This is a genomic window from Pseudomonas chlororaphis subsp. chlororaphis, from assembly GCF_003945765.1.
Lineage (GTDB): Bacteria > Pseudomonadota > Gammaproteobacteria > Pseudomonadales > Pseudomonadaceae > Aquipseudomonas > Aquipseudomonas chlororaphis.
In genome coordinates this window covers 2,991,758-3,015,040 of sequence record NZ_CP027712.1, presented here as the reverse complement: position 1 = coordinate 3,015,040, position 23,283 = coordinate 2,991,758, and the positions used below count along the sequence as shown (strand labels likewise).

Genomic DNA, 23,283 nt, shown 5'->3' with positions numbered 1-23,283 from the left:
CCCCCTGGACGCTCGCCGGTCAGCGAATCGGCGGAATGCGGATATCGCCTTGGCGGCACTGGGTGCGCACACCCTTGCCACAGGCGCCGAACCCCAGGTTCTTGTCCAGGCAGACCCGCACTTCGGAGAGTTCCGGGCCGCTGCACAACACCGCTACGCCCTTCTCCGGAATGCCCGGGTTGGCCTGGCGGAACAACTGTTCGATCTCCCGGGCCTCGAAGTAATGCACGGTGGTCGAAGGTTCCAGCACCTGAGGAATCTTCACCTTGCCCAGGGCCTGGTCGGAGGTCTCCAGGTAGCCCATGGCGCCCAGCCCGCTGCAGGTGCCGTGCTTGCTCCATTCGTGCTCCATCAGCTTGGCGGTGGGGAACAGGGTCAGGCCCTTGGCCCGCTCTTCGGCGTTCAGCTGCGTCAAGGGCGGGCAGGACTGCGGCCAGCCGCCCTTGGCGTATTGCGGCCACAGGCCATGCAGGACAAAACCGTAGCCCTTGCCGGAGCACTGCTCGTTTTCCGGATGGGTCAGGCAAAAGGTCGGCGACCAGGACAGCGACAGCAGGTAGTAGTCGAACACCCCGGCGACCGAGTCGCGCTGCTGCCGCGCCTCTCGTGCCTGGCTGACCCCGACGGTGCAGATCATCAGCGCGGCCAGTGCCGCGGTTGCAAACAGTTTTCTCATAGACCCTCTCCTTGGGATGGGGCAGTGAATGAACGGCCCCGTAGTGACCTGGCCGGTAGCGGCCAGACACTCTTCTTGGCACGGGGCTGTTGCAGGAAGATGACAGGCCGGCTTCTCCGCGGGAGAAGCCGGTCGATACTAGCGAAGCGTTGTAGCAGACAGATCGGGTTGGCGCCATGGCCGACAGATTACGAACCGGTCATGGACTCGCGGTGAATACTAGCCTCTGTAGGAGCGAAGCTTGCTCGCGAGGCGTCGTATCAGGCACACCGCGTTACCCCAATCGCCGGCAATCGAGCGTCGACCGGCCGCTCCTACAGAAGCATCTGCGGGGTGAACGAAATAACGATCGTTGGCGCCAAGTGCGCAAGATCGTTCAAGCCATTTCCGTCGCGGGCTGGCACAGTCGGTTCCCGTTCCTTGATTGCAGGCTGTCATGTCCAGCGTTCTTCTTCCCCGCACCGCGTTCCTGCGCGGTGCCGTTGCCATCCTGCCGCTGTCCCTGGCCACCGCGCCCTGGGGGCTGCTGGCGGGTTCCATGGCCATCGAGGCCAACCTCACGCCCCTGCAAGGCCAGGGCTTGTCGAGCATCGTCTTCGCCGGCGCCGCGCAGCTGGTGGCGATCGGCATGCTCAAGGGCGGCGCGGGGATTTTCTCGATCCTGCTCACCACCCTGCTGCTGACCTCCCAGCACCTGCTGTACGGCATGAGCATGCGTTCGGTGATTGCGCCGCTGCCGGGGCGCTGGCGGGTCGGCCTGGGGTTCCTGCTCACCGATGAGCTGTTTGCCCTGACCAGCCAGCACGACAAGCAGCAGTTCGATCGCTGGTACGCCCTCGGCGTGGGCCTGACCTTCTACATCGCCTGGAACCTGTTCACCCTGGCCGGCATCGTCCTCGGGCGCGCTATTCCCGGGCTCGAGCACCTGGGCCTGGACTTCTCCATCGCCGCCACCTTTATCGCCCTGATCACGCCGCTGGTGCGCAACGTGCCGACCGTGGTCTGCGTGGCGGTGTCGCTGTTCTGCTCGGTGCTGTTCAGCTACTGGCAATGGGGCTCGGCCCTGGTGCTGTCGGGCCTGATGGGCATGACCGCGGGTTTTCTCTGCAACAAGTTCTACCGGGAGCGCACATGATGGTCTGGGCAGTGATTTTCGGCATGGGGTTGCTGGTATTTCTCAACCGCTATGTGTTTCTCGAACCGCGCCTGCCGGTGCGCCTGAGCAGCAACGCCCGGCAGTTCCTCGGTTTCGCCGTACCGGGCATGCTCACCGCGATCTGCGGGCCGATCGTGTTCATGCCCGAGCACCAGCTGAACCTGGCCTACGACAACCCGTACCTGATCAGCTCGCTGGTGGCCATCGTGCTGGTGATCTACACCCGCAACACCCTGGTCAGCATGCTGCTGAGCATGGCGTTCTTTTTCCTGCTGCGGTGGTGGTTGTAGGGACTCGCGGCGTGCCTGACGCATCGCTTCGCGCGCAAGCTGCGCTTCTACGGAAGCGGAAGCCGGCGTCCGCCGCCGCTTCGGCTTCTGTAGCGATGGCGGCGACGCGGTGTAACTGAACACACCGCCTCGCGAACCACCGACCGCTGACTCCCCCATTTAAGACGCCTTGGCTTCGCGCAACAGCTGCTGGATCACCTGCTCCTGCGTCTCGTAACTGCCTTCGCCGAAGTGGCTGTAGCGCACCTGGCCGCGGGCGTCGACAAAATAGTGGGCCGGCCAGTACTGGTTGTCGAAGGCACGCCAGATCGCGTAGTTGTTGTCGATGGCCACCGGGTAGCCGATGTCCAGCTTGCGCACCTGGGCCTTGACGTTGTCGATGACCTTTTCAAAGGCGTATTCCGGGGTGTGCACGCCGATCACCACCAGCCCGTCCTTGGCGTACTTTTTCGCCCAGGCGTTCACATACGGCAGGCTGCGCTTGCAGTTGATGCAGTCGTAGGTCCAGAAGTCCACCAGCACCACCTTGCCGCGCAAGGCTTCGGCGTCCAGCGGCGGCGAGTTCAGCCATTGCACCGCGCCACTCAGCGAAGGCATCGGGCCCTTGCTCGGCAGCGTCTCGGCGGGTGCCGCGCCAGCCTTGTCGATCAGGTAGTCGAGGGCCTTGGGCACGCTCTTCAGCAGGCCTTGCTCGAGGGCCGCGCCGCCTTGGGACGAGGTGCTGGCCAGCAGGCGGTCGTCCACCCCGCTGCCGATCGCCACGGCCGCCAGCAACGCCAGGCAACCGGCGGCGCGGCGCAGCCAAGCGGTGGCCGGCAGGGACGGCCTGAGCCGGTTGACCAGCCCTCTTCCGGCAAAGATCAGCAGCCCCAGGGACAGGGCACTGCCCAGGCCGTAGGCCAGCAACAACAGGCTGGTCTGGGCGCTCGCCCCTTGCAGCATTGCGCCGGTCAGGATCACCCCGAGAATCGGCCCGGCACAGGGCGCCCAGAGCAGACCGGTGGCCACCCCCAGCAACAACGCCGCCAAGGGCCCGGAGACCTTGCGCGCCCGATCGAGGCGCAGGCCGTCCAGGCGATTGCCCAGGTTGACCCAGGGCCGCGCCAGCCAGTTGCCGAAGCGGGTAAAGATCAGCGACAGCGCGAACAGCCCCAGCACAATCAGCGCCAGCTGGCGCCCGATGCCGTTGGCCCGGACGATCCAGTCGCTGCCGACCACCGCCAGGCTCGACACCAGGGCAAAGGTCAGCGCCATGCCGCCGAGGGTTAGCAGCACCGAGCCGCGCGAGCGGTCGGCCCGGGCGAACAGGAACGGCACCACCGGAAGAATGCAGGGGCTGAGGATGGTCAGGACCCCGCCGAGAAACGCTATGAGCAACATGGCATCACCTGTGATCGGTCAATGTCCCGCCCGCCATCGATGGCGGGCGTCTCCAGGGGTGGCAGGCCCGGTTCAGGCCTGGTTGTCGGCGCGCATCCCCTGCGGGGTGCGCTCGTAGCCGCCTTCGGCGAGCAGCGGCGCCGCTCGCTCTGGCTGGCCGCCCTGGCTCAAGGGCGCGAGCTGGAAGCAGGTCGTGCAGGACGCATCGGCGGCGCTGGCATCCACGGCCACGCCGGCCAGGGTCAAGGTCAGGGTAAGCAGGCAGGTTTTCAGGGTGTTCATGGGCTGATCCTCATGTTCAACAGGGACTACATGACAAGTGAGTGCACTCAGTTGCCGTCGTTACAGTTGTTGGCGAACTTGCGGTAATCCAGGGCCTGGGTGCGGCCCTGGGAATCGAGGTAAGTCATGCGGGCATTGACCACGCCGCAGCTCGGCTCGGCGTCTTCGGTCATCGACAAGACTTTCTGGATATCCAGCTGGGTGCCGTAGCTGTAGGTCTGGGCCTGTACCGTGCTTTCGGCACGGGCCGACAGGGTGCAGATATTCAGCGCGGCGAACAGGCAGGCAGCGTAGAGGGCGGTGCGTTGCATGATGGTTTCCTCGGGCGACAATGGGTTTTGGCAGCGAGGCCAGTGGCTGTGCCTCGATGGAGCCCATTGAATGCGCGCAAGGTATCGCGCCTGTGTCGGCAAACCGCCCTTGCGGTGTCCCTGCGTATCCACGCCGCCGGGGGATACACAGCGATACAAAGGCGTCGGAAAAACCCTGTTTTGCATCGCCGTGTATTCAGCCAGGCGCCAGATACACTGCAATACAAAGCGCCGCAGGCAGGCCCGCACGGGCCCTATAGACTAGGCAGCACGACCCTATACAGAGGCAACCCCATGGATCATGTCGATCACGTATTGATAGTCGATGACGACCGCGAGATCAGAGAGCTGGTAGGCAACTACCTGAAAAAGAACGGCCTGCGCACCACGGTAGTGGCTGACGGCCGGCAGATGCGCAGCTTCCTGGAAACCACCCCGGTGGACCTGATCGTGCTCGACATCATGCTGCCCGGCGACGACGGCCTGCTGCTGTGCCGCGAGCTGCGCGCCGGCAAGCACAAGGCCACGCCGGTGCTGATGCTCACCGCGCGCAACGACGAGACCGACCGCATCATCGGCCTGGAGATGGGCGCCGACGATTACCTGGTCAAGCCCTTCGCCGCCCGCGAGCTGCTGGCGCGGATCAATGCCGTGCTGCGGCGCACGCGCATGCTGCCGCCGAACCTGGTGGTCACCGAGAGCGGCCGCCTGCTGGGCTTCGGCCGCTGGCGCCTGGACACCACCGCGCGCCACCTGCTGGACCAGGACGGCACTCTGGTCGCCCTGAGCGGCGCCGAATACCGGCTGCTGCGGGTGTTCCTCGACCACCCGCAACGGGTGCTCAACCGCGACCAGTTGCTCAACCTGACCCAGGGCCGCGACGCCGACCTGTTCGACCGCTCCATCGACCTGCTGGTCAGCCGCCTGCGCCAGCGCCTGCTGGACGACGCTCGCGAACCGGCCTACATCAAGACCGTGCGCAGCGAGGGTTATGTGTTCTCGCTGCCGGTGGAGATCCTCGAGGCCGCGTCATGAAGCTTGCGTTGCACTGGCCGCGCACCCTCGCCTCGCGACTGTCGCTGATTTTCCTGATCGGCCTGGCGCTGGCCCAGGGCCTGTCGTTCGCCGCGCAGTCCTACGAGCGCTACCAGAGCGCGAAGATGACCATGCTCGGCAACCTGGAGAGCGACGTCGCCACCTCCATCGCCATCCTCGACCGCCTGCCCGCCGCCGAGCGCCCCGCCTGGCTGCCGCGCCTGCAGCGGCGCAACTATGGCTACCTGCTCAGCGCCGGCGAACCCGGCCAGCCCATGGACAGCGCCGATGTACCGGTCTCGGTGAACTCGATCAAGAACGCCATTGGCGGCGACTACCGCCTGACATTCAACACCATCCCCGGACCGCGCCAGCACTATCAGGCCCACCTGCAACTGGCCGACGGCAGCCCGCTGACCATCGACGTGCGCCCGGCGCTGACGCCGATGTCGCCCTGGCTGCCGGCGGTGCTGTTGGGGCAGTTGCTGGTGCTGATCCTCTGCGCCTGGCTGGCAGTACGTATCGCCGTGCGCCCGCTGACCCGGCTGGCCCAGGCGGTGGACAGCCTCGACCCCAACACCCACGGCGTGCACCTGGACGAAAAAGGCCCGATCGAAGTGGTGCACGCGGCCAAGGCCTTCAATGCCCTGCAGGCGCGGATCGGCGCCTACCTCAAGGAACGCATGCAACTACTGGCGGCGATCTCCCATGACCTGCAGACGCCGATCACCCGCATGAAACTGCGCGCCGAGTTCATGGACGACTCCGCCGAGAAGGACAAGCTGTGGAACGACCTGAGCGAAATGGAGCACCTGGTGCGCGAAGGCGTGGCCTATGCCCGCAGCATCCATGGCGCCACCGAGGCCAGTTGCCGCATCGACCTGGACGCGTTTCTCGACAGCCTGGTGTTCGACTACCAGGACACCGGCCAGGACGTCGAGCTGGCCGGCAAGAACGGCGCGCTGATCGACACCCGCCCCCACGCCCTGCGCCGGGTGCTGGTGAACCTGGTGGACAACGCGCTGAAGTTCTCTGGCGCGGCGCGGATCGAGGTCCAGGCCGAAGCGGGCGATCGCCTGTCGGTCAAGGTCCTGGACCGCGGCCCGGGGATCAGCGAAGAGCAACTGGCCGAAGTGCTCAAGCCGTTCTATCGGGTGGAAAGCTCGCGCAATCGCGACACCGGCGGCACCGGCCTGGGGCTGGCCATCGCCCAGCAACTGGCGGTGGCCCTGGGTGGTTCGCTGCGCCTGAGCAATCGCCAGGGCGGCGGCCTGTGCGCGGAACTGATCCTGGTCAGCAACAAGGCCAGCCTCTGATCGCCTCGCTACACAGGCATACATAACCGCCCCTCGCCGACACAGCCGATATACATGGCCTTGCAAAACTCCTGGGACGCGCCGCGACAGCGGCGCCCAACCTCAAGGAGCCTCTCATGCCCACTCAAACCCTCCCCTTGCGTTTCCACGGCTGGCGGCTGTTCAGCCTGCTGGCCGCCGCCGTACTGCTGATGACCGCGCTGGTGCTGCTGCTCGAGCCGAACCTGGTCGAGGCCACCCGCAGCGCCATCCGCGCCACCGCGCGTTCGTCCTTCGTGCTGTTTCTGCTGGCCTTCACTGCCTCGGCATTCGCCGTGCTGCTGCCCTCTCCCCTGAGCCAGACGCTGGTGCGCGAGCGCCGTTTCATCGGCCTGGCGTTCGCCTTCTCGCACCTGGTGCACGCGTTGCTGATCTACAGCTACGGGCAACTGAACCCGGAGTTCTGGCCCGGCCGCAGCACCCTGGGCAACCTGCCCGGGTCCGTGGGTTACCTGTTTATCCTGCTGCTGACCCTGACCTCGTTCAAAGGCCCGGCCTCGCTGCTCAGCCGTGTCGCCTGGAAACGCCTGCACACCACCGGCATGTGGGTGATCGCGACGATATTCGCCTACTCCAACTTCAAACGCATTCCGCTGAGCGCCTGGTACCTGCTGCCCTTCGCCATCACCTGCTCGGCCATGGCGATCAACCTGCTGGGCAAGCTGGCCCAGGCCAACAAACGCCGGCAACGCCAGGCCCTGAGCCCGCACTGAGCTGATGCCGCCCCGGTAGCCGCTGCCGCAGGCTGCGATCGACACCGCAGACGGCGCCGCTTTTGTAATGCCCCCCACTTTGCCCAGGAGATCCACCCCATGATCCTCACCCTTTCATCCGCCCTCGACGGGCTGCAACGCCAGCTCAATCGCCTGTCCCCCTGGGTCGCGCTCCTCAGCCTGCGCCTGTTGCTGGCCTGGGAGTTCTTCGAGTCGGGCCTGGAAAAATGGCGCGGGGAAAACTGGTTCCAGCAGATCCAGTCCGCCTTCCCCTTTCCCTTCGACCAATTGCCGGCGAGCCTGAACTGGCAGCTGTCGATGTGGGCCGAGCTGCTGTGCGCCCTGGCGTTGCTGCTGGGCCTGGGCACCCGCTGCGCCGCGCTGGTGCTGATCGTGGTCACTGTGGTCGCCACCGCCGCCGTGCACTGGCCGGCCGACTGGTCGAGCCTCAGTGAACTGGCCCAGGGCTACGCCATCAGCAACAAGGGCCACGGCAACTTCAAACTGCCGGTGATCTACCTGGCGGCGCTGCTGCCCCTGCTGTTCCAGGGCCCGGGCAAACTCAACCTGGATACATTGATCGGGCGCCTGCGCCACGGACGCTGATACCCCGGGGCAAAAAAGCCGCAGCTTGAGCTGCGGCTTTGGTGTTTCTGCGGAGTGGAAAGTTCGATAACAGGCGCATCTCCCTGTAGCCGCTGGCGCAGCCTGCGATCGGCGGCGTAGCCGTCGTAAAACCGGCTATCGCGTTCGAGCTGATACACCGCGTTGCCTGAGTTTGCGGCTGCTGCGCAGCCGAGCGCAGGCTGCGCCAGCGGCTACACAGGGCCGATAACACCTTGGTTGTGCAGCTGTCGCAGCAGGTTCTGGCCAGTTAATCGGGCGCCTGCGTCACGGGTGCTGATATCTAGGGGCAAAAAAAGCCGCAGCTTGAGCTGCGGCTTTGGTGTTTCTACGAAGTAGAAAGATCGATAACAGGCGCATCTCCCTGTAGCCGCTGGCGCAGCCTGCGATCGGTGGCGCAGCCGTCGTAAAACCGGTGATCGCATTCGATCTGATACACCGCGTTGCCTGGGTTTGCGGCCGCTGCGCAGCCAAGCTGCAGGCTGCGCCAGCGGCTACACAGGGCCGATAACACCTTGGTTGTGCAGCTGTCGCAGCAGGCTCTGGCCATTGGCGAGAAAGGTGTCGAGGTCGTCGATGCCCGCTTCCAGGGCCAGGCCTTGCAACTGGTCGCGACCATGGAGTTGGGGGAACGCCTCGATACGCTCCAGCAGGCGCCAGGCCAGCGGGCTGAGTTCAGAGAAGCGCACCCGGTAGTCGGCATCGCGGCGGATCAGCAGCAAAGTCGGCTCAGCCCCGGGCTCGCTGGGACGCCAGGTCGGGCCCAGGCGCTCCACCGGCCAGACGTAGGCCAGCGGCCAGGCCAGGGGCGACAGGCGCAAGGGCTGGGTCAGCAACCGTCGCGGGTCGCTGGCCGGCAGCGGTTCGGCCTCGGCCTGTTGCAGGGCCATTTCGATCCACTCGTAATGGCTCAGTTCGACCATGAAGGCCGGCCAACTGCCGTCCTGCAAACCGGCGGGCGTGGAAGCCATCCAGGCCACGAACTCGCCGGCGATCTCGCCGAACTTTGGCGTGGCACAGCGGTGCTCGCGCAGGAAAACCCGCAGCAGCCGGCGCCATTCCGTCTCACCGAGCACCGAACGCAGCACCGGAAAAGTACCGCTGAGCAACGACCGCAGGTTGTCGAACACCAGCTCGCGGTAAATCTCCACCCGCGCGCGGTCCATCCCGGCGGGCGGCGCCCGGTGCTCTGGGTCGCGCAGGTAGGCGGTCAGGGCCTGTTGCTGGGCGTCGAGGGCGATCATCGGCTTATCCATGGGCCAGCCTCCCCTGGGCCTGACAGGCGCTGGCCTGCAATTGGCGGATGCTGTCCAGCTCGCCCAGCAGCTCGGCGAATGGCGGGAAGTTGAAGTCCCGTTCCAGTAGCGTCGCCTGCACGCCGAACAACTCATAGGCCCGCGCCAGCAGCCCCCAGACCACCGGCTTGACCGGCCCGCCGTGGGTATCAATTTTCAGGCTTTCCGACTCGTCGTAATGCCCGGCCACATGCATCGCCACCACCCGCTCGGGCGGCAGGCCGGCAAGAAAGGCCTGGGGCTCGAACCCGTGGTTCACCGAGTTGACGTAGAGGTTGTTGACGTCCAGCAACAGATCGCAATCGGCTTCGGCCAGCACCGCGTTAGTGAAGGCCAGCTCGTCCATGTCCTGGCGCGGCGCAGCGTAGTACGAGACATTCTCCACCGCCAGGCGCCGACCCAGCACCTCCTGGGCCTGGCGGATGCGCGCCGCGACATGGCGCACCGCCTCTTCGGTGAACGGCAGCGGCAGCAGGTCGTAGAGGTGCCCGTCGTCGCCGCAGTAGCTCAGGTGTTCGCTGTACAGCGGCACATTAAAACGCTCGAGAAACTGCCGCACTTCCCGCAGGAACCCCAGGTCCAGCGGTGCCGGGCCGCCGAGGGACAACGACAGCCCGTGGCAGCTCAGCGGGTAACGCTCGGCCAGGGCGCGTAACGCGGCGCCATGGGCACCGCCGATGCCGATCCAGTTTTCCGGCGCCAGTTCCAGAAAGTCAAAAGCGCCCGCAGGCGCCGTATGCAATGAGTCGAGCAAGGCTCGACGCAAGCCAAGCCCCACGGTTGCCGAAACGGGCAGCCGCGGAGCCTGGACAGATAACACGCTGTGAGAGGGTTGCATGGGCCAGTCTCCTGGTTGCCCCGGAAAAAACCGGGGGGCACCCGGGTGCCCCCCGCCACCGCCGATCAGGACTCGATCGCCGCACCGCATTTGCCTTCGCCACATTTGCCTTCGGCCGAACCGGCCTTGGCCGCCAGGTACTGCTTGGCTTCGATCAGGCTGATGGCGCCATCGTGGTTGGCGTCGATCTTGTCGAACTCGGCGGCGCGCTCGGGGCGGCGGCGATGAACTCCTCGCGGGAGACCTTGCCGTCGTGGTTAGTGTCGGTCTTGGCGAACTTGTCTTCGCCGCACTTGCCTTCGGCCGGGGTCTTGACCCCGTCGGCCGCGGCCAGGGTGTAGCCCTGGGACAGCTCGGTCATGCTCAGCGCCGAAGCGGCGGTGGACAGGCCCAGGCCGCCGACCAGTGCCAGGCCGAGCGCGACGTTGGAAACATTGGAGAGTTTGAACATGCTGATACCCCTTCGATGGATTGATTAACGGTTCCCGCCACCGACACCGAGAAGCTCGGTGCTGGCGGGTGGGCGTAGTTAATCCTCGGGGTGTATCCGGGTTGTGTGCGCAACCGGCGCCAGGACAAGCAGGTGTATCAGCACCGGGCCGATACACACTCCGATACAAGGCCGTCGGCGGGCCGGCCGGTTGAGCCCTGGCTCAACTGGCCGAAGTGCAACGCGGGATGTCCTGCAGCGAACGGTAGACCGGCAGGCCCAATTGCTCGCCCATGGCGACCAGGGCATCGGCACGGGCGCAGGCCCCGCCGATCCGCAGCAGCGCGTCGCAACGTTGCAACTGCTGCCGCGCACGCGCCTGGAACTCGTCGGCAGCGCTCGAAGCGTCCGCCGCCAACCCCAGCCACTGGCCGAACACGGGGCTGTGCCCGGCCTCGAACAACTGCGCGGCCCAGTCATCCAGGCTGGCGACCTGCTGCGCCAGCGCCGTCGCATCGTCGGTTGCCGAGTACCGGGGCACGGCCACCAGGATCGTCAGGCGGCGCGGCGGCATCAGGCGCAGTTCCAGGTATTGCAGGAGCATGATGGTCTTGCCATCGACGATCTCGCCGCTTCGCACCATGTCCAGCGCCTGCTGGTAACCCAGTTCCAGCACCTCGATGTCCTCGCCCTCTTCCTCCAGGCCGCCACCGTCGCCGATACGGTCGTCGGGGGAGTATTCGCCGATGAAAAAGTGGATGCGCTCGGTGACCGAGCCGGGGCTCATGAAGGCTTCATAGACCTTCTCCACCGCGCCGACGCGGTAGCCGGTTTCCTCTTCGGCTTCCAGGCGGATGCGCTCCTCCGGGCTGGCATTGTCCAGCAGGCCGGCGGCGGTCTCGATCAGGTAGCCGCTGTGGTCGTTGACGTAGGTCGGCATGCGGAACTGGCGGATCAGCAGCACCGTGCGCCGCTCGCGGTTGTACAGCAGGATGGTCGCGCCATTGCCGCGGTCGTAGACCTCGCGGGTCTGCGCCTGCCAGCTGCCGTCGCGGCGCTGCAGGTCGAAGCTGTATTTCTTCAGCAGGTACCAGTTGTCGGAGAGCATCTCCTCGGCGGTGATGCGCACGGGTGCGGCTTGCATGGTCTTCCCTCTTGGCAATGGGGTGTCGTTCAACCCGTCACTGATGGGTGCCGATCGAGCGCCAGGCAGCCTCGGCCAGTTCCTGGCGATAGCTGCTCGGGCTGCTCTGGACCCGGCCGGACAACCAGGCGCGGCAGTAGTTTTCCGCCTGCCCGACGATCAGCGACGGCAGCAACTCGGCCGGTATTGGCGGTAACTCGTCGGCCCGGGTGTGGGCTGTCAGCCATTCGCGTAACTGGCGGTTGCGTAGTTTGTTGCGGTTGACCAGTTCTTCGGCGAACGGGCCCTTGGCGACCGCATATCGCGCCTGGAACTGGAACCGCGCCCATTCGGGCTGGGCATCGACCCAATCCACATAGCTGTGCACCAGCGCCTGCACGCCCTGCTCCAGGGTCTGGGCGTCGCTCATGTAGCGCTCGCGCAGGCCGGCCTGATCGTCCAGCGCGGCGAAAAACAGCGCGGCCACCAACCCTTCCTTGTTACCGAAGTGGTGATAGATCGCACCGACACTGGTATCGCAGGCCGCGCGGATCATTTCGATGGTGGTGGCTTCGATGCCCTGTTCGTTGAAGCACGCCAGGGCTCGGCGGAGGATGTCGCGTTTGAGTTCGGCCCTGCGGCCGGGGTAGCAGCGTTCAAGCAGATCGATCGTGTCCATTGCCCATCACAAAACCAAGGTCCAGGGAACAAGGCGCGCACGCCTCAGTGAATGGTTGCGCCAGCTTGACATATTTCGCGAAAGCCGAATATTGTTCTTTTACAGAATATTATTCTGTAAACCCCAAAAACAATCCCGCTACGAGGCATCACCATGAGTCAGGTTCTCAGCATGTTCAGCGCCGCCGGCCCGGAAAAATTCACTCAGATGGCCTGCCAGATGGCCCCCTACTTCAGCACCATCAATCCGTTGATCGCCGAGCTGAGCGCGGGACGTTCGGTGGTGCAGGTGCCATTTCGCAAGGAGATCACCAACCACCTGGGCACGGTGCACGCCATCGCCCTGTGCAACGCCGCCGAACTGGCGGCCGGGGTGATGACCGACGTGTCGATCCCGGCCGGCGCGCGCTGGATTCCCAAGGGCATGACCGTGGAATACCTGGCCAAGGCCAAGACTTCGGTGCGCGCGGTGGCCGATGGCGGCGCGGTGGACTGGAGCAGCAGCGGCGACAAGATTGTCGCGGTGGAAATCTACGATGAGGAAGACCTCAAGGTCTTCAGCGCGCGCATCACCATGAACGTGAAAACCGCCTGACGCAGAAACGACAACGCCCCTCATGGGAGGGGCGTTGGCGATGATGCGTTAAGTTCGCTTACACCTGGATCAGGTTGGCGATCTTCACGTCCGGATCGACATCGGCTTCGTAGTCGACGCCGTCGATCTCGAAACCGAACAGGCGCAGGAATTCCTGCTTGTAGCCGGCGAAGTCAGTCATCTGGTAGAGGTTTTCGCTGGTGACTTCATCCCACAGCTGCTTCACGCGGTCCTGGACGGCAGGTTCCAGTTCCTTGTAGTCGGCACGCAGGCGGCCTTCCTGGTCGATGATCGGGTTCGGGTTGTACAGGCTGTCCTTGTACAGACCGTAGACCTGTTCGATGCAACCTTCGTGACTGCCCTGCTCTTTCATGACCTTGAACAGCAGCGACAGGTACAGCGGCATGATCGGGATCGCCGAGCTGGCCTGGGTCACCACGGCCTTGAGCACCGATACCCGCGCGTCGCCTCCCAGGTCCGACAGTTCCTTGCGGATGCCGATGACTTTCTGGTCCAGGTCCTTCTTGGCTTCGCCGATGGAACCGTTCCAGTAGATGTCGTGGGTCAGCTTCTCGCCCAGGTAGGTGAAGGCGGTGGTTTTAGCGCCTTCGGCCAGGACGCCGGCTTCGTGCAGCGCGTCGATCCACATCTGCCAGTCTTCGCCGCCCATCACGGCTACGGTGCCGTCGATTTCTTCCTGGGTGGCTGGCTGCAGGGTGGTTTCCTTAACGATTTCCTTGTCGGTGTCGACACCGCGCAGGGTCACCGATTTGCCCAGCGGCTTGAGGGTCGAGCTCAGGACTTCGCCGGTTTTCGGGTGGGTACGGCGCGGAGCGGCCAGGCTGTAGACCACCAGGTCGATCTTGCCCAGGTCGCGCTTGATGGTTTCGATGGTCTGGCGCTTGACTTCGTCGGAGAAGGCGTCGCCGTTGATGCTCTTGGCGTACAGGCCTTTTTCTTCGGCGAACTTGTGGAAGGCCGCGGTGTTGTACCAGCCGGCGGTGCCGAGCTTGCCGTCAACGCTGCCGCGCTCGAAGAACACACCCAGGGTGTTGGCGCCGCAACCGAAGGCGGCGGTAATACGTGCGGCCAGGCCGTAGCCGGTGGAAGCGCCGAGCACCAGTACGTTCTTTGGCCCAGCGTCGATGGTGCCTTGTTCGGTGACGTAGTCGATCTGTTGCTTGACGTTGGCTTCGCAACCGACCGGGTGGGTCGTCACACAGATAAAGCCGCGAACGCGGGGTTTGATGACCATACACAATCTCCCAATTTCAATATGCCAAGAGCCAATACGGGCTGCAGCAGCGTCACTTGTTCAAGTCGTAGACGCTCGGAACGTCCTCGCGTCACGCCTTGGGTTTTCAATGAGTGCAGATTTGCCCGCCAGCATAAGTTCATTCCGGGGTTTGGGCCAGAAAACGCTGAGATTGCTCCATAGCCTGTACGGCCTGGGAAAAGCGGCGGTCATTTGTTCAAACGGTGGGCATCGTAGGCGTCCAGGGCCTGATAGGCGCTGTAGGTCGCCTGCGCCGCAACCAGGCCGGCCAGGCCGAAGGTGGGCACCAGGCCGAACCGGCCAAAGCCCTGGGGAATCGGAATGGCCTTGGCAATGGCATCCGCCAGCACCTCCCCCGCCACCGTGGTCGGCGCCATGCCGTGACCGCCAAACCCCACGGCATGCCACACGCCGTTGTCATCCTGGCCGATCTGTGCCATCTGCTGGCGGCCGTAGCTCATCAGCCCACCCCAGGAATACTCGATCTCGACGTCGGCCAGTTGCGGGTAGACCGTGATCAGGTCGGCTTTGAGCAAGCCGGCGATCGCCTGCGGGCCACGATTGAGGATGGAAATACGCCCACCCCAGAGAATCCGGCTGTCCGCCAGTGGGCGGTAATAGTCGAAGGCAAAGCGGGTGTCGTAAATGGCCGACTCGCAGTTGATCGCTTCCCGCAAACGCTCGCCCAGGGGTTCGGTCGCCACCACATAGGTGGCAATCGGCAGTGTCGCCCGCTCCACCGGCCGGTACAGCCCACGGGCGTAACCACCCGCGGCGAACACCACCTGTTCGGCCAGGACTTCACCACCCGCGGTCCTGACCAGGTACTTGCCGCCCTGCTGCTCGATCGCCAGGGCCGCGGAGTGCTCGTGGATATCGATGCCATACCCGGCCACAGCCGCCGCCACCCCGTAGACATACTTGAGCGGGTGGAAGTGAAAGGCATTGCTTTCGAACAAGGCGCCGAAATAGCGCTCGGTCTTGAGCTTTTCGCGCAACTCGCCTGGCGCCACGTACTGCCAGTCGACGCCGTAGACCTCCTTCATCAACTGCCGAGGTTTTTCCAGGCGCGCCGGGTCGTTGAACCAGTTGGCCAGCAGCACGCCCCTGTCGGTCAGGTCGCACTGGATACCGTATTGCCGGACGCGCTGGCGAATCAGCTCGACCGCGTCTATGGTCAGCCGGTAGAGCCGCCGCGCTTCCTCGCGGCCCAGGGTCTTGAGCAGCTCGGCATTGCCCAGGCAATAGCCGCCGAATACAAAACCGCCGTTGCGCCCCGAGGCGCCGTGCCCCACGGTGTGGGACTCCAGCACCACCACGTCGGTCACCCCGCGTTCGGCCAAGCCCAGCGCCGTGGAAAGCCCGGCCAGCCCGCCGCCCAGGATGCACACCCGGGTCTCCACCCGGCCGCCGAGCGCCGGATAAGCGGTCTTTTCAACCGTGGCCTGGTAATAACTTTCGAGAAAATCCTGACTCATCACTTGGCTCCGACCTGGGTCATTCGCACAGGAAGACCCGCATTCTCATTCATCGCCGATTCCAGCGGCGGGCAAGTCTCGGACTTGTTGCGAATCATCGAAAAGCTCATGTCATCGAACCTGACAAACCTGGAGCCACTGATGACTTTGTGCGCCAACCAGATCGCCAGGAACAGCACCAGGCCAATATAGGTGGCGGTCAGCCCGGCCCAATCGATCGAGTCGCCGAGCAGGGCTTGATAGTTCTGCCCCAGGGTGACGAACAGGCACAGGACAAAGGCGAAAATCGGCCCGAACGGAAAGAACCGCGACACATAAGGCAAGTTGCCCAGGTCATGGCCCTGGCGCACATAACCGCGACGAAACCGATAGTGGCTGACCGCGATGCCCAGCCAGGCGATAAAACCGAGCATGCCCGAGGTGTTGAGCAGCCAGTTATAGATCTGCCCCGGGCTGAAGATGAAGGTCAGGAAGCACAAGGCCGCCACCGTGGCCGTGGCCAGCAACGCCCACCGCGGGGTGCCGGATGCGCTCAAACGGGCGAAGATCGCCGGCGCCTTGCCCTCCAGGGCCAGGCTGTAGAGCATCCGCGAGGAGGCGTACATACCGGAGTTCCCGGCGGACAGCACCGAGGTCAGGATCACCGCGTTCATCACCACGGCCGCGCCGAGCATGTCGGCCCGTTCGAAGATCAGGGTGAAGGGGCTGACACGGATATCGGACACCCCATTCCTCAACAGGCTCGGGTCGTTGTAAGGAATCAACAGGCCGATGATCAGGATGGTCAGCACGTAGAACAGCAGGATCCGCCAGAAGATCTGCCGCACCGCGCGCGGCACGTTTTTCCCGGGGTCCCGGGTCTCGCCGGCGGCGATGCCGACGAACTCGGTGCCCTGGAACGAAAAACCCACGATCATCGCCACCCCGACCAGGGCCCCCAGGCCGCCGACAATCGGCGCATCGCCAATCGACCAGAGCCTGGGGCCGGCATTTTCGCCGCCGCTGAGAATGCCGAACAACATCAGAATGCCCACCGTGATAAACAGCAGGATAGTGATGACTTTAATCAGGGCGAACCAATATTCGGACTCACCGAACAAGCGCACCGAGGCCATATTAAGTGCAGTGATGATCAATAGAAAACCCGCACTCCAGATATACCCCGGCACCTCCGGAAACCAATAAGCCATGATGATCTGCGCGGCCACCAGATCGACCGCAATGGTCACCGCCCAGGCATACCAGTAGTTCCAGCCCAGGGCGAAGCCGAAACTTTCATCGACATACTTCGCGGCATAAGTCGAGAACGAACCGGTAACCGGCATGCAGGACGCCAGTTCACCGAGGCTGGTCATCAGGAAGAACACCATGGCGCCGATGACCACAAAGGCCAGCAGCGCGCCGCCCGGCCCGGACTGGGCAATGGTCGAGCCCGAGGCGACGAACAGCCCGGTACCGATGCTGCCGCCAATGGCGATCATGCTCAGGTGCCGGGGCGTCAGGGTTCTTTTCAGTCCGCCGGCGGTTTTCTCGCTGTGAAAATCGCCGGTCAGGTCGCACGCACCCGGCACTTTTGTGGAGTCTGTCATGGATCACCTTTTTATTATATTTAAGCCACCGATGAGTTAACTCACGCGGTATGGCAGTGTCCCTGGAGTGTTTTTCCTCCCCACTAAAGCCCACAAAAATACCGCTGACAAATGATTTTCCCGAATCACATCAGTCCCATACGGAATACGCCAACAGTTACAAAACCCAATAAGCAGAAACACTAAATACCCACAACTAAACATCTAACAAACCGTCAGGTTTAATTGGTTTTCGACGGCATAAAACAGAAAATCCCTACAGGCTAACAACTTGACTTAAAGAACATAGTGTTTGAATGACCACGCCCACGCCTGGCACCGGGCAATGCCCGCAGCGGCCCTGGAAAGAAGGAAAAGAAAGGGTCGTGCGCAGGCCCGTCGCGGTCCACTTCGCGTCCGCCTGGAGCGCGGCGCTGCCCCATCGACCGGCCGGCTAACTCTGCCAACCCACAAACCACTGCCCGAACGCCCGGGCCGGCAAGGGCGAGGAAAACAGCTGGCCCTGCCCCACGTCATAGCCCCGCGCCTGCAGGATGTCGCGCTGCGCGGGGTGTTCGATGCCCTCGGCGATGACCCGCAGGGACAGGCCCTTGCCGATGCCGATGACCGCCTCGCTCAAGGCGCGGCAGGAGGCGTCGTGCTCCAGCTCCTCGACGAAGCTCTGGTCCAGCTTCAGCTCGTTGATCGGCAAGCGCCGCAGATAGCCCAGGCTGGAATAGCCCGCGCCAAAGTTGTCGATGGCCAGGCGCACGCCCAGGGTATGCAAGTCCTGGAGGGTCTGCTCGGTGGTCGGGCTGCTGCACAGGAAAACGCCCTCCGTGACCTCCACGCACAGGTCCGCCGGCTGCAGGCCGCAACGCTGCAACTGGCGGGCAATCAGCGCCGCCAGGTTGAGATTGTGGAAGTTGATCGGCGACAGGTTGACCGAGATGGACGGCACCCTGATGCCCGATCGACGCCAGCGCGCCAGTTGCTCGCAGGCCTCGCACAGCACCCACTGGCTGAGGTAGTTGATCAACCCGCACTCCTCGGCCAGCGCGATGAATTGCGCGGGCGGGATATTGCCCAGGCGCGGATGCTCCCAGCGCGCCAGCGCCTCGACCCCGACCAGGCCGTTGCTGCGCAAGTCGATCTGCGGTTGATAGACCAGATGCAGGCCGTCGCTGGTCAGGGCCTGGCGCAGCGCCGTCTCCAGCTGCAGGCGCTGCTGGGCGAGTTGGTCCATCTCCTCGAGGAAGAACCTGAAACCGCCACGCTCGGTACGCTTGGCCTGGTACATGGCAATATCGGCGCAATGCAGCAGGCTTTCCATATCCTGGCCGTCGCTGGGGTACAGGCTGACGCCGACACTGGCCGAAGGCACCACGGCGGTCCCGGCAATATCGGCCGGGGCGCCCAGGGTCGGCATCAGGCGTTCGAGAAAGGTCGTGACCCGGGTAGCGTTCATCCGGGGCAGCACCAGCACGAACTCGTCGCTCGACAGCCGGCCGACGATGTCCGACTCGCGCAGCACGCTGCGCAGCCGTTGCGCCATGACCTGCAGCAGCTCATCGCCCGAGGCATGCCCCAGGGCCTCGTTGACCTGCTTGAAGCGGTCCAGGTCGACATACAGCACCGCCAGCTCGCCCTGCTCCAGGGCCACCTCGGCGATGCTGCGGTTGGCCTCGGCCAACAGGGAACTGCGATTGGGCAAGCCGGTCAGGGCATCGGACAAGGCCATGTGGCGGATCGACTGGCGCGCCTCCTCGCGCTCCAGGGCCAGCATGCACAGGTGGGTCCCGGTCATGATCAGATGGGCATGGGTGGTATCGGGCTTGCGGCTCTCGCGAAAGTACAGGGCAAAGGTCGCGCACACCCTGCCGGCGCTGTTGCGCAGCGGGATCGACCAACAGGCCCGCACCCCGGCCTGCCGTGCCAGCAAACGGTAATCGGCCCACAGCGGATCGGTGTCGATATCGGTGACCAGCACCGGCTCGCCACGAAAGGCCGCGGTGCCACAGGAGCCGGCGGCGGGCCCGATCGGCAGCCCCTCCATGGCTTGGGAATAGTCGGCCGGCAGGCCGGGACTGGCCAACGGGTGCAGCAACCCCTGCGGGTCCACGCCGAGGATCGAGACGATGACCTCCGGCGCCAGGCGCTCGATTTCCTGGCACAGCAGCGTCAACACGCGTGCCAGGGGCTGCTCTTGCAACAAGGCGCCGATGACCTTGTCCTGCAGCACTTCGGGCAGCCTGGAACGGGTGATGTCGGTGAACACGATGACGATGTTGCCGATCCGCCCGCCGGCGTCGAACACCGGCGCCGAGCAGACTTGCACCCACAGCCGCTGGCCGTTGCGCTTGCTGACCAGGCCGCAGGCTTCATGGGGCTGGCCACTGAGGATGCTCTCCAGTTGCAGCTCGTCGGCCCGGACCTGCCCCGGGGTATCGGCGACGAAGAACATCTGCGGCGAGCGCTCCAGCAATTCCTCGCGGGAATACCCCAGCAAGCGCACCAGCCCGTCGTTGATGTAGATCAGTCGGCCGTCGGCGTCGACGATGCAGGTGGCCGAGCTACTGGCATTGACCGACATCGACAGCAAGCGCTGCTCGATATCCTTCAGCCGCGTCTGGGTCACGTCCTTGAAAAAGGCGGCATACAAAATGCGCCCCTGCAGGGTGATCTTCGAGATCGCCATCGCGCCCCAGCGCTCTTCGCCATCCTTGCGCGTGATGCACACATCGCGGCTGGTGCCGATGATCTTGTTGACCCCGGTCTCGCCGTCGTTCCGCGAGCGGATGGGGATCGGCACCAGGGTGCTGACATCACTGCCCAGCACCTCGCACCGTGGACAGCCCCAGAAACGTTCGGCCGCCGCGTTGAAGAACACCACCTGGTTGCGATCGTCGATGATCACCACGGCATCGTTGGCCTGTTCCAGGGTCTGCACGAAAAAGTCCGCCGCCTCTTCTCCGGTCGTTGACCCGACGCTCATATCCATGGCCGCCACTGCATGCATGCCCTCACTGTCATCGTCCCTGATCACCGTGAAGCGCCATTAACCGCCCTCGAACTGGAGGGGCCCGTCCTCGAAGCAACACCCGATACGGCTCAGCAAGGCTGAGAAAAGCGTTTTTACCCGGGCGAGCAGGACATCAGGCCATAGGCGTGGACATGGATCTTTTAGGCCATCGACCTGAAATTAGAGAATAGCCGCGAAGTGGCAGGGCCATGGAAAACCGTGCGAACCGCGCCAAACTTCGGCAACGCCAGGTAGCCCGGGCGTCTGTCCATCGGCAAAAGCCCCGTCCGTCGCCCCGGGTGGCAACTTCATCTCTGGCCGGTTCGCCACTTGCGTTGCCCGATACGCTTGGCTTCTCATGGCGCCCCTGAGCAGCACGCGGACCTGCGTGTTTCTTTTCAGGTTCTTCAACCCAGGGCAACAGGAGTGGCGGTGAATAAATTCTCGGACATGAGCACCTTCGTCGCGGTCGTCGAGGCGGCCAGTTTTTCCGAAGCCGGGCGACGCCTGGGGACCACCAAGTCGCTGGTCAGCCAACGCATGCAGCAGCTGGAAAAGCGCCTGGGCGTGGTATTGCTGACCCGTGGCCGGCCGCTGAAGCTGACCGAGGCCGGCCAGCTGTTCTACGCCGATTGCACACGCATCCTGCTGGACCTGGCGCGCGCCGAAGAGTCGGTGCAGGACCACCAGGCCAGCCTCGGCGGCACCCTGCGCCTGGCGGCACCGATGGCCTTCACCCCGCGCTACCTGGCGCCGCTGCTGGCGCGCTTCGCCCTGCAATACCCGCAACTGTGCGTCGACATGGAAGCCCATGACCGGGTGGCCAACCTGCAGGATGGCCATTTCGACGTCGCCATCCGCCTGGGCAACCTCCACGACTCTTGCCTGGTGGCACGGCCACTGACCGAGAACCGCCACCTGATCTGCGTCAGCCCCGACTACCTGGCGCGCCAAGGCACTCCCGAGCACCCCGGCGACCTGCAGCGGCACGACGGGCTGATCTACTACAACCGCGAACCCAACGGCATGTGGAGCCTGCCCATGGACGGCGCGCAGCACTCGTTCCGCGTCCGCGTGCGCATGCGTACCGACTCCGGGCACCAGTTGCTCGAAGGCGCGCTGGCCGGCCTGGGACTGGCGATCCTGCCAACCTTCCTGGCCGCCGACGCCCTGCTCGACGGCAGGCTGGTGTCGGTGCTGGACGACTATGCGCCGTCCGGCGGGCAGATCTCGGCGGTGTACCTCAAGACCCTGAAAACCCCGCCCAAGGTCCAGGCGCTGATTCAATTTCTCGGCGAGGAAATCGGTCGCCCGGCGCCCTGGGACGCGGCGTTGATCGCTCGCGGGCTGCTGCCGGGCGGCGCCACCGCCTGAGCGCACAGGGCCCGCCGCCTGGTCAAGCAATACTGAACCAGCGGTTCACTTTACAGTGGCTGTCGCTCAACCCGAGCGCACCTTAGCCTCAGCTTCCATCTGACAGGCATTCGCCTGCTATGGGAGATGAGCGATGAGTCACCACCAACCAGAAAATCCTTCGCGCCGCAAACTGCTGGCCCAGACAGTCGCCGGCTCGGCGACCCTGGCCATCGGCTCCATGCTGGGCGCCGGCCCCGCTTTCGCGGCAGCCCCGCAAGGCGCCAACGGCAAGCGCGACGGCAGTGCCGGCAGCCCGGTAGACGTGCTGATCATCGGTGGCGGTTCGGCCGGCGCGGTCATGGCCCGGCGCCTGAGCGAACGCCGCGAGCGCAACGTGCTGCTGCTCGAAGCCGGCCACGTCTACAGCACCCGCGACTACCCGAAAGTGATCGCCAGCAGCGACAGCGTCGGCGGCGATGCCGGCAGCGACTGGGGCTACCAGACCCTGCCCGGCTATATCGGCCACCCGATCCACGCGATTCGCGGCAAGGTGCTGGGCGGCAGCTCGGCGGTCAACGGCGCGGTGGCGATCCGCGCCCGCAAGCAGGACCTGGTCAACTGGAACCTGCCCGGCTGGTCCTATGAAGAACTGCTGCCGTCGTTCAAGAAGCTGGAAAAACGCAACACCGGCAGCAACCAGCTGCACGGTCACGACGGCCCCCTGCCGGTGCACCAGCTGACCCGCAATGACATCAGCCCCATGCAGCGGGCCTTCGTCGACGCCACCGTCGCCAACGGTTTCCGCATGATTGACGACTTCGACGGCGCCGACGCCAAGGGTGTCGGTCCCTACCCGATGAACATCGTCGACGGCGTGCGGGTCAACACCGGCATCGCCTACCTCGACAACGCCGTGCGAGCCCGCGGCAACCTGCAGATCCGCGGCGACGTGCTGGTGGACAAGGTGCTGTTCGACGGCCGCCGCGCCACCGGCGTGCGCCTGGCCAGCGGCGAAGTCATCCATGCGAACGAAGTCATACTGTCCGCCGGCACCTACGGCAGCGCGGCTATCCTGCTGCGCTCGGGCATTGGCCCGCGCGAGCACCTGGCGTCGCTGTCGATCCCCCTGATCGCCGCCTTGCCCGTCGGCCAGCGGCTCAAGGACCACCCCTTCTACTACAACGCCTACGCCGCCCGCCCCGAGCTGATCGGCAATCAGTCCCCAGTGATCGGCGCCAAGCTCTGGACCCACAGCTCCACGGCGCAAAACGGCGACCTCGACCTGCACATCACCGCCACCCACCTGTTCCCCCACGACCAGAGCCCGACCCAGGTCGGTTTTGTCCTCGCCGTGGCCCTGACCCGCCCGCTGTCGGTGGGCAGCCTGAAACTGGCCAGCCGCGACCCGGCCCAGGCGCCGCTGATCGACCTCAACTTCCTGGCCCGGGCCGAGGACCGCGCCCGCCTGCTGGAAGGGGTGAAGCTGGCGCGCAAGATCGGCCAGACCGCGCCGCTCAAGGACCTGATCCACTTGGAACTGAACCCGGGCGCCCAGGCCACCAGCGACCAACAGATCGAGCAGTCGATGCTGGCCACCCTCGACACCTACCACCACCCCACCTCCACCGCCCCCATGGGCCCTGCCGGCGACCCCGGCGCGGTGGTCGACCTGGAAGGCCGGGTCCACGGCGTGCAGGGCCTGCGGGTAGTCGATGCGTCGATCTTCCCGGACGCCATCTCGGTCGCCACCAATATCACCACCATCGCCACCGCCGAATACATCGCGCGTCGCTACAGCTAAT

21 protein-coding genes and 1 pseudogene are annotated in these 23,283 nt (G+C 64.8%); 9 read left to right on the top strand and 13 right to left on the bottom strand.

Annotation, left to right across the window (positions count from 1 at the left end; translation table 11 throughout):
* Window positions 1-19: 19 nt before the first annotated feature.
* Window positions 20-676, bottom strand: coding sequence for a ribonuclease T2 family protein (locus C4K27_RS13970; RefSeq protein WP_053260895.1), 657 nt, complete (start codon window positions 674-676; stop codon window positions 20-22).
* A gap of 436 nt (window positions 677-1,112) precedes the next feature.
* On the opposite strand from C4K27_RS13970, the gene C4K27_RS13965 reads away from it, so the two are divergent.
* Both C4K27_RS13965 and C4K27_RS13960 read left to right on the top strand, forming a co-directional pair.
* The gene (locus C4K27_RS13965; RefSeq protein ID WP_053260894.1) at window positions 1,113-1,811 is read left to right on the top strand and encodes an AzlC family ABC transporter permease; all 699 of its coding nucleotides are present in this window, start codon (window positions 1,113-1,115) and stop codon (window positions 1,809-1,811) included.
* Window positions 1,811-2,122 (top strand): AzlD domain-containing protein, encoded by a 312-nt coding sequence (locus C4K27_RS13960; RefSeq protein ID WP_009043562.1) that lies wholly within the window; start codon window positions 1,811-1,813, stop codon window positions 2,120-2,122. Before C4K27_RS13965 ends, C4K27_RS13960 begins: the two co-directional genes overlap by 1 nt.
* A gap of 159 nt (window positions 2,123-2,281) precedes the next feature.
* On the opposite strand, the gene C4K27_RS13955 is transcribed toward C4K27_RS13960, so the two are convergent.
* The 3 genes from C4K27_RS13955 to C4K27_RS13945 form a co-directional block, all read right to left on the bottom strand.
* A complete protein-coding gene (locus C4K27_RS13955; RefSeq protein WP_053260893.1) occupies window positions 2,282-3,502 on the bottom strand; it encodes a cytochrome c biogenesis protein DipZ in 1,221 nt (406 codons plus the stop codon).
* A gap of 72 nt (window positions 3,503-3,574) precedes the next feature.
* Window positions 3,575-3,784, bottom strand: a complete 210-nt coding sequence (locus C4K27_RS13950) for a hypothetical protein (protein WP_053260892.1) — start codon at window positions 3,782-3,784, stop codon at window positions 3,575-3,577.
* A gap of 47 nt (window positions 3,785-3,831) precedes the next feature.
* Window positions 3,832-4,095, bottom strand: a complete 264-nt coding sequence (locus tag C4K27_RS13945) for a DUF2790 domain-containing protein (protein WP_053260891.1) — start codon at window positions 4,093-4,095, stop codon at window positions 3,832-3,834.
* A 294-nt stretch (window positions 4,096-4,389) separates the two neighbouring features.
* Between C4K27_RS13945 and C4K27_RS13940 the strand changes: the two genes are divergently transcribed.
* From C4K27_RS13940 to C4K27_RS13925, 4 genes are all read left to right on the top strand, one after another.
* Entirely contained in the window at window positions 4,390-5,130 is a 741-nt protein-coding gene (locus C4K27_RS13940; protein ID WP_023968023.1) for a response regulator, read from the top strand.
* Window positions 5,127-6,446, top strand: coding sequence for an ATP-binding protein (locus C4K27_RS13935; RefSeq protein ID WP_053260890.1), 1,320 nt, complete (start codon window positions 5,127-5,129; stop codon window positions 6,444-6,446). Before C4K27_RS13940 ends, C4K27_RS13935 begins: the two co-directional genes overlap by 4 nt.
* Window positions 6,447-6,562: 116 nt before the next feature.
* Window positions 6,563-7,198, top strand: a complete 636-nt coding sequence (locus tag C4K27_RS13930) for a hypothetical protein (RefSeq protein ID WP_053260889.1) — start codon at window positions 6,563-6,565, stop codon at window positions 7,196-7,198.
* 99 nt (window positions 7,199-7,297) lie between these two features.
* Window positions 7,298-7,804 (top strand): HvfX family Cu-binding RiPP maturation protein, encoded by a 507-nt coding sequence (locus C4K27_RS13925; protein WP_053260888.1) that lies wholly within the window; start codon window positions 7,298-7,300, stop codon window positions 7,802-7,804.
* 512 nt (window positions 7,805-8,316) lie between these two features.
* On the opposite strand, the gene C4K27_RS13920 is transcribed toward C4K27_RS13925, so the two are convergent.
* The 5 genes and pseudogenes from C4K27_RS13920 to C4K27_RS13900 form a co-directional block, all read right to left on the bottom strand.
* Window positions 8,317-9,078: an HvfC family RiPP maturation protein gene (locus C4K27_RS13920; RefSeq protein ID WP_053260887.1), complete on the bottom strand. Its 762-nt coding sequence runs from the start codon at window positions 9,076-9,078 to the stop codon at window positions 8,317-8,319.
* Entirely contained in the window at window positions 9,071-9,955 is an 885-nt protein-coding gene (locus tag C4K27_RS13915; RefSeq protein ID WP_053260886.1) for an HvfB family MNIO-type RiPP peptide maturase, read from the bottom strand. Before C4K27_RS13915 ends, C4K27_RS13920 begins: the two co-directional genes overlap by 8 nt.
* A gap of 65 nt (window positions 9,956-10,020) precedes the next feature.
* Window positions 10,021-10,406: pseudogene (locus C4K27_RS13910) on the bottom strand (HvfA family oxazolone/thioamide-modified RiPP metallophore).
* A 202-nt stretch (window positions 10,407-10,608) separates the two neighbouring features.
* Window positions 10,609-11,529: a GDP-mannose pyrophosphatase NudK gene (gene nudK, locus C4K27_RS13905; RefSeq protein ID WP_053260884.1), complete on the bottom strand. Its 921-nt coding sequence runs from the start codon at window positions 11,527-11,529 to the stop codon at window positions 10,609-10,611.
* A gap of 37 nt (window positions 11,530-11,566) precedes the next feature.
* Window positions 11,567-12,187: a TetR/AcrR family transcriptional regulator gene (locus C4K27_RS13900; protein WP_053260883.1), complete on the bottom strand. Its 621-nt coding sequence runs from the start codon at window positions 12,185-12,187 to the stop codon at window positions 11,567-11,569.
* A gap of 153 nt (window positions 12,188-12,340) precedes the next feature.
* Here C4K27_RS13900 and C4K27_RS13895 point away from each other — a divergent pair, with 153 nt between their 5' ends.
* Entirely contained in the window at window positions 12,341-12,781 is a 441-nt protein-coding gene (locus C4K27_RS13895) for a hotdog fold domain-containing protein (RefSeq protein WP_053260882.1), read from the top strand.
* Window positions 12,782-12,839: 58 nt separating this feature from the next.
* Here the strand turns inward: C4K27_RS13895 and fabV are convergent, their stop codons facing one another.
* The 4 genes from fabV to C4K27_RS13875 form a co-directional block, all read right to left on the bottom strand.
* Window positions 12,840-14,036, bottom strand: a complete 1,197-nt coding sequence (gene fabV, locus C4K27_RS13890) for an enoyl-ACP reductase FabV (protein WP_016704607.1) — start codon at window positions 14,034-14,036, stop codon at window positions 12,840-12,842.
* Between the two features lie 209 nt (window positions 14,037-14,245).
* Window positions 14,246-15,535, bottom strand: coding sequence for an NAD(P)/FAD-dependent oxidoreductase (locus C4K27_RS13885; protein WP_053260881.1), 1,290 nt, complete (start codon window positions 15,533-15,535; stop codon window positions 14,246-14,248).
* Window positions 15,535-17,124: an amino acid permease gene (locus tag C4K27_RS13880; protein ID WP_125738024.1), complete on the bottom strand. Its 1,590-nt coding sequence runs from the start codon at window positions 17,122-17,124 to the stop codon at window positions 15,535-15,537. Before C4K27_RS13880 ends, C4K27_RS13885 begins: the two co-directional genes overlap by 1 nt.
* Before the next feature lie 433 nt (window positions 17,125-17,557).
* Window positions 17,558-20,149, bottom strand: coding sequence for an EAL domain-containing protein (locus C4K27_RS13875; protein ID WP_242627818.1), 2,592 nt, complete (start codon window positions 20,147-20,149; stop codon window positions 17,558-17,560).
* A 408-nt stretch (window positions 20,150-20,557) separates the two neighbouring features.
* Here C4K27_RS13875 and C4K27_RS13870 point away from each other — a divergent pair, with 408 nt between their 5' ends.
* Window positions 20,558-21,499 carry a LysR family transcriptional regulator gene (locus C4K27_RS13870; protein ID WP_053260879.1) on the top strand — a complete coding sequence of 314 codons (942 nt, stop codon included), beginning with the start codon at window positions 20,558-20,560 and terminating at the stop codon, window positions 21,497-21,499.
* Between the two features lie 133 nt (window positions 21,500-21,632).
* Window positions 21,633-23,282, top strand: coding sequence for a GMC family oxidoreductase (locus tag C4K27_RS13865; RefSeq protein ID WP_053260878.1), 1,650 nt, complete (start codon window positions 21,633-21,635; stop codon window positions 23,280-23,282).
* The last annotated feature ends 1 nt before the right edge of the window (window position 23,283 follow it).